5 protein-coding genes and 1 pseudogene are annotated in these 6,593 nt (G+C 54.3%); 1 reads left to right on the top strand and 5 read right to left on the bottom strand.

The window, feature by feature from the left end:
• The 5 genes and pseudogenes from AC1DRN_RS29480 to AC1DRN_RS29460 all read right to left on the bottom strand — a co-directional run.
• On the bottom strand, positions 1 to 721 hold a 721-nt coding region (locus AC1DRN_RS29480; RefSeq protein WP_477786898.1), incomplete at its 3' end, for a glycine betaine ABC transporter substrate-binding protein.
• A gap of 68 nt (positions 722 to 789) precedes the next feature.
• Complete coding sequence (locus AC1DRN_RS29475; RefSeq protein WP_457265839.1) at positions 790 to 2,136, bottom strand: NAD(P)/FAD-dependent oxidoreductase; 1,347 nt, start codon at positions 2,134 to 2,136, stop codon at positions 790 to 792.
• Positions 2,133 to 3,650: an aldehyde dehydrogenase gene (locus tag AC1DRN_RS29470; RefSeq protein WP_223462302.1), complete on the bottom strand. Its 1,518-nt coding sequence runs from the start codon at positions 3,648 to 3,650 to the stop codon at positions 2,133 to 2,135. Before AC1DRN_RS29470 ends, AC1DRN_RS29475 begins: the two co-directional genes overlap by 4 nt.
• Positions 3,643 to 4,554 (bottom strand): dihydrodipicolinate synthase family protein, encoded by a 912-nt coding sequence (locus AC1DRN_RS29465; protein WP_477786897.1) that lies wholly within the window; start codon positions 4,552 to 4,554, stop codon positions 3,643 to 3,645. The genes AC1DRN_RS29470 and AC1DRN_RS29465 overlap by 8 nt, the downstream gene beginning before the upstream one ends.
• Positions 4,551 to 4,691: pseudogene (locus AC1DRN_RS29460) on the bottom strand (GntR family transcriptional regulator); the annotation flags it as partial. The gene AC1DRN_RS29465 and the pseudogene AC1DRN_RS29460, both read right to left, overlap by 4 nt.
• 603 nt (positions 4,692 to 5,294) lie before the next feature.
• Here AC1DRN_RS29460 and AC1DRN_RS29455 point away from each other — a divergent pair.
• Entirely contained in the window at positions 5,295 to 6,530 is a 1,236-nt protein-coding gene (locus tag AC1DRN_RS29455) for an aromatic ring-hydroxylating oxygenase subunit alpha (protein ID WP_477786896.1), read from the top strand.
• Positions 6,531 to 6,593 lie beyond the last annotated feature (63 nt).

Below are 6,593 nucleotides of genomic sequence, written 5' to 3'. Positions count from 1 at the left end.
CATAAACACTGGCCATTAGTTCACGCGCACGCGGATTGGCTTCAGCGAAGCCTTTGTGTCCTATCCAGTAATAACCCTGCAACGGCGGGAAGACCCCTTTTGGATCTTTCAAGAATTTGAGATCAAATTTCTTGGTCATCCAGGAAGGATCCCAGACGGTTACCGCCACCCATTCCTTTCGGTCGACTGCCGACTTTAAAGCCGCGGTCATTGCCGAAGTACTGCCTTCGACCAGCTTGAGCTTGATGTCGTACGCTTTGACCACGTTGTTCGCGTCACTCATCAAGCCCGAACCTGGCTCGATACCAATGATTCTGTTCCCCAGTTTTTCCGCGTTTGCATTCAGCTGTTCGATGGAGTCGATGTCTACGTAACCGGGTACTGCCAAGCCCTGATAAAGACCGAAGGAGACTGGTGACAGCTTCTCGATTTTGTTCTTGTTCTTTTTCCAATAATCGGCGGCGGCGTAATCAATCTGGGATGCCAATACCTGAATATCCCCTTTGCTGAGTGCAGCGTAGGCGATCCCCCACTCGGAAAACTCCACGACTTTTACGGTATACCCAGCGTTCTCAAGCACCTTCTTTGTAATGCCGGTAATGGGCACCAAATCCTCCCAGGACATAGTCCCCATCACTATGTTTTTTTCTTCAGCATGTGCCTGCAAACTCATCATGCCCACAAGCGCGAGCGCGCAGAATGCCTTCCAAATACTCTTCATGGATTGTTCCGTTCTTATTAGTAACTTATTAAATAGCCTTTATAGGAAAGGCCGACAACTTAAACTTGTTAACCTTCTCTCCCGGCCCAAAATTCATGCCAACGAATGACTGAACTGACGCCCAGCTTCGTTATTATTTGGGGGGGGAGCCTGCTCGGTCCTGGCGCGTGACTGATACTTTCCAGAAAATCAGAACGTATACCCGAAGCCAATTCCGCCGCCATTACACCTGCCAGAGTGCTCTTGACCGTTCCCAACCCATTTTCGCAGCAAGCCGAATACAGGTTTTCTTCGATCTCGCCAAATGCAGCGGCGCTGTTACGACTCAAACACAGACGGCCGGCCCAGCTGAACTCCAACGCAGTGGATTTCAATTCGGGAAAGCGTGCATCCAGAGAATGTCGCTGTTCTTTGGCAACCGCCGCTACACGCTCTGGGGTGACCTGGATACTCGGGTCATAGGTGAATTTTGTCCGGATGACGATACGCGAGAGACCGTCTGTAGAGATTTTACGAACAGTCGCACCCATTGGATCAGCCGGCAACAAGGCCCACCTGGCTTTGCCCGGCACGTCTTTCTTGAATGCATCATCACTGTACGCTGCAGTCATGGAGGCGTACGTAAAGACGTGCAGCAGGCGTCCCCGATAATGACCAAAGTCTTCAATGTGGCCGTTCACTCCAAGAATGACCTTGGGGGCGTGCACCGTCCCGTTATGAGATCGAGCGATCCAGCCGCTACCCTGCTTCGACAATTCGATAACTGGAGAACGCTCAAAGAGAGTGATTTTCCCTTCCAGCCCTGCTGCCAGGTCTCTGATGTATTGTGCGGGTTGAATCAACACAGCGCCGGGGGTATAGATCCCTCCTTGGTAATAAGTAGACCCGGTGATTTCACGCATTTGCAGTGCATCGAACATCTCGAACTTTTCGCCAATGCGCTCAAGGGATTTGGCGTAATTGACGTTCAGCTTCAATCCCCGCTCAGTGGCGGCAGCGTTGATCTTCCCTGAAGGGTCAAAGGTCTCTGCGGACATGCCGTACTCGCGTGCGGCTTGCGCAGCAAAATCAATCGCAAAACGATTTTGGGTGATCTCCAGCGCCGTTGCAGACTCACTCGCCACGGAATATTCCCCAGACGACAGACTGTGCGGCACATCGATCATGAAGCCCGAGTTCCTGCCTGCCGGCCCCTTGGCGACTTCATGAGCATCGACCACAACGATGCTGTCACCCGGGTGCAACTGTGAAAGTCTGCGAGCGGCGGACAGGCCGGCAAAACCGGCACCGATAATCAGCCAATCCGCCGTCACGTTTCCATCAAGCATGCGGACAGGCGCAGTGCGTGCGGAAATCGCCTCCCAACCTGAAACCCCGGTGTCTACCGGCAGGCGCTTGATGGTATGGGTGCTCATTTTTCGGTCTCTTCATCCGACCGATCAGACACATCGATCCAGATTGTTTTGATTTCGGTGTACTGGTCATGGGCAAAAATGGATTTGTCCCGACCACCGAAGCCCGACTCTTTGTAGCCGCCGAATGGCGTCGATGCATCACCCTCACCAAAGCAGTTCACGGTGACGATGCCGGCGCGAATTTCCCGCGACAACTTGATTGCCCGCCGCAGGCTGCCGGTATATACCGAGGCCGCCAGGCCGTACACCGTGTCATTGGCCAGGGCAATGGCTTCGCAAATCGTGTTGAAGGTGGTGACCGAAAGAATCGGGCCGAAGATCTCTTCCTGGAACAGCCGGTTGTCTCGACCGACACCGTCAATCACCGTAGGCTCTACAAAGGCACCATCTTTGGTCGCGCCGCCGTAGACAACTTCAAGCTTGCCGGCCGCGGCGTGCTCAAGGTACGACTTCACTTTTGCGAAATGCTCAGGGCTGACCAGCGACCCTACGCGGTTTTGCGGATCGAGTGGGTCGCCCATTTTCCATTCGCGGATGTAGGCGCCCATGCGCTCCAGCAGCTCGTCTTTAACAGACGCGTGGACGATCAGACGTGACGTCGCGGAGCAGTTTTCGCCCATGTTCCAGAACGCGCCGTTGACGACATGCTGAGCGACAAGATCCAGGTCTTGGGCATCGTCCATCACCACGGCAGGATTTTTTCCGCCGCATTCGAGAACGATACGTTTCAGGTTCGAATCGGCGGCGTAATGCAGGAAACGCCGGCCGGTCGCGGTGGAGCCGGTGAAGCTGACCATGTCGACATCGTTATGCAAACCGATCGGCTCACCGACGTCTTTGCCCGTGCCGGTCACAATGTTGAGGACACCAGCGGGTATACCGGCTTCAAACGCCAGCTGAGCGACACGCAACGTGGTCAGCGAGGTTTGTTCGGCAGGTTTGACGATGACCGAACAACCCGCAGCGAGCGCCGGGCCGATTTTCCAGGCCAGCATCAGCAGCGGGAAGTTCCAGGGCAATACGCAGCCCACCACGCCGATCGGCTCCCGGACCACCATGGTCAGCGCGTCGCTGCCCACCGGGGCGGTGTTGTCGTAAATCTTGTCGATCAGTTCTGCGTGCCAGCGGATCGTGTGGATGGTGTCGGGGATGTCGACCAACTGACATTCACTGACCGGTTTGCCGCTGTCGAGGCTCTCGAGGACGGCCAATTCGTGTTGATGGCTTTCAAGCAGGTTTGCAAACTTCAACAGAACCGCTTTGCGTTCCCTGGGAGAAATCGATCTCCAGCGTCCATCCTCGAAGGCCTCTTTGGCGTTACTCACCGCAAGGTCGACATCCTCGGACGAACAGGCAGCGACGTCTGTCAAAAACTCACCCGTTGCCGGGTTGTTCGTGGCGAAGGTCTTGCCGGAGATCGCGGGCTTGAACGCGCCATTGATGAACGCCTTGGATGGCAACGAAATGTCTTTGGCCAGCGCGGCATATTCGGCCTTGCTCAGAAGATCACCCATGGCTGGCTCCCGAAGTAATGTTGGCTACGTTACGTTTGAGTTCAGTAATGACCGACGCGAAACTCTGCTTTTCGTCCGCTTCAAGTGGCTGCAATGGCAGGCGCACGTTACCGACTTTCAATCCGGCAACTTCGCAGCCGTACTTGATCGATTGCACGAACTTGCCACCGTCCAGGGCATTCATCAGCGGCATCATTGCCGACATGATTTGACGGCCTTTGTCGAAGTTCTTTTCGATCACGCAGGCTTCATAAAGCGCTACGTGTTCCTTGGGCAGGAAGTTGGAACCTGCGCACACCCAACTGCGGGCGCCCCAGGCAAAAAACTCGAGGGCCTGGTCGTCCCATCCGCAGGACAAGGCGATGTTGGGGAACYGCCGGGCCAGCATATGCACCTGGCCCATGTCGCCGGAGCTTTCCTTGATGGCGACGACGTTTTTCGATTGGCTGACACGCGTGAAGTATTCTTCATCCATCGAAACGCACATGCGGCCCGGATAGTTGTAAAGCATGATCGGCAAGTCCGCTGCGCGATCGATAGTGAGCGCGTGAATCGCGTTTTCCTGTGAGGTTGGCAGCGCGTAAGGCGGGGACGTGACGAGAATCGCGTCCGCTTTGATCGATTTGGCATCCTTGGCGTACTGAACCGCATCTTCGGTACGAATCGCCCCGGTGCTGACGATCAGTTGCACCCGAGTGCCGATCACATCTTTCGCGTAGGCCGCCAACTCGGTGCGTTCTTCCGACGTCTGCGCATAATACTCGCCTGTTGACCCGCCGATAATAATGCCGTGCACCTTCGCCTCAATCAGCGACTCCAAAACTTCCGAGTACACATTCCAGTCAATGTCTCCATCAGAGTTATAAGGAGTTACTGCTGGCGTATAAATACCTTCGAATTTCAAGATAAATGCTCCGAATGCGGGTTAGGTGGAAGATCAACGAGCGCGTCAGCCTTGATGCCTTGAGGCGCGATAAAAATCTCCATGTTTTCACGGGACAGTTCCCAATGCTCAAACATGAGATCAACTACGGCACTTTGGCTACTGTTGAATCCAGACTCGCATGGGCCAAGAAGGCGGTCAATAGAGTGTATTTCTGGCGTGCACATTTTTAGAAGGGTGATTCACTCGTTCTTAAAATTTAAAACCCCTTTGTTTTCAATGGCTTGTAATTTTCAAATCGAGGCCACGACGTCAATCGATAACATTTGTTTATGCATTGATAAGAGTAAAAGTTTCTTGTTGATGCATGGTTGCCATCGTAGCCTTACAACAGCGATATTCTACCGACGAATTGGCGACGAATACTTCTCGTACATTCGTCCCGTTAGTTAGGGCCGTTTACCCGGGCTCGAATAAGGTGCTGTAGAAATATTGCTCTTGATGCAAGATCGGCATTAAAAAAAATGTCTGCATTAGTAAGGATTCGAACGAAATGAGTGCACGGATGGCACCCCCATCCAAGAAGGCACATTTCGTAAAGCGCTTCCTGGACGTGGCAACCGTTCCGGTTCGCGGATAGAAGCAGCACGGTTTGATGGCTTGCGTCCACAGACGGTACTGCGAACTCAAGACCGTTTAGCCTCATCTCGCTGAGCAGGCTGAACGTGTCGCCCCCCTTGGTATTTTGGAGTGTGTTGACCGTGAGCACTAAATCGGCAGTTTCAAATCTTATCGCGCAGCGCAAGCCTGATCATGCGCTGCCAGGTGCGCTCTATAGCAACCCAGATGTTTACAGGCAGGATCTGGAACAGATCTGGCACAAAAGCTGGATCTTCGCAGGGCACACATTTGAGCTGGAGAAGTCGGGTCAGTACCTGTCGCTGCAAATCGGCGATTACCCTGTCGCGATCGTCCGTGGCGCAGACAAACAGATTCGTGCATTCCACAACGCCTGCCGCCATCGCGGCTCCAAGGTGTGCCCGGAAGCTAGCGGCAAGGTCGCCAAGCTGGTGTGCCCTTACCACAAATGGACCTTCGAGCTGGATGGCAGGCTGCTTTTCGCCGGGAACATGGGGGACGATTTCGACAAGTCTCAGCATGGGTTGAAAACCGTGCATTGTGAGGTCGTCGAAACCTACATCTATGTGTGCGTCGCTGATGTGGCTCCTGACTTTTCGTCATTCAGAAAATCTCTGACGCCTTTCGTTGCGCCTCATAACCTGGACGACTGCAAAGTCGCGTTTGAGTCGAACATCATCGAGAAAGGCAACTGGAAACTGGTTTTCGAGAACAACCGCGAGTGCTACCACTGCGATTTTACTCACCCGGAATTGATGCACTCATTCGTCGACAACCCATCAGTGGGTGGCGCCGGCGGCGACGAGGATCTCGAACTCAAAGAGCACTGGGATCGCTGCGAAGCGGCGGGCCTGCCCAGCCGATTGGTCATGGACGAAGACGGTCGCTTCCGCATGACGCGCATCCCCCTTTTTTCCGGGGCCGTCAGCTACACAATGGATGGCAAGCCTGCGGTTGCCGGTCGCTTGGACACAACCGGTGAAGCCAACATCGGTGCGCTGCTTTATTTCAACTACCCATCAACCTGGARCCACTTTCTGGGCGACCACGCGCTGAGCTTCCGCGTTCTGCCCATCGGTCCGGGCGAGACGTTGGTCACTACAAAATGGATCGTCAAGAAGGACGCGCAGGAAGGTGTCGACTACGACATCGATCGCCTGACCAAGGTTTGGCTTGCAACCAATGACCAGGATCGCACCTTGGTGGAAGGCGCACAGGTCGGGGTCAGCTCCCCTGCTTACGAGCCGGGCCCATTGTCGGTGGCCAGCGAAATTGGTGTGTGTCAGTTTGATGATTGGTACTGCAAAACGATGCTTGAGCAGCTCAATGACACGATCCCGTTGAGATCTGTCGGCTAAGAGCAAAACTGCCGGTGGTGAGAACCACGAATGATCACCACCGGCATCCCCAAACTTCTCCCC

This window comes from Pseudomonas sp. P5_B3 (genome assembly GCF_056400405.1).
The sequence above is the reverse complement of the archived record's forward strand: the minus strand, read 5'-3'. Positions and strand labels throughout refer to the sequence as shown.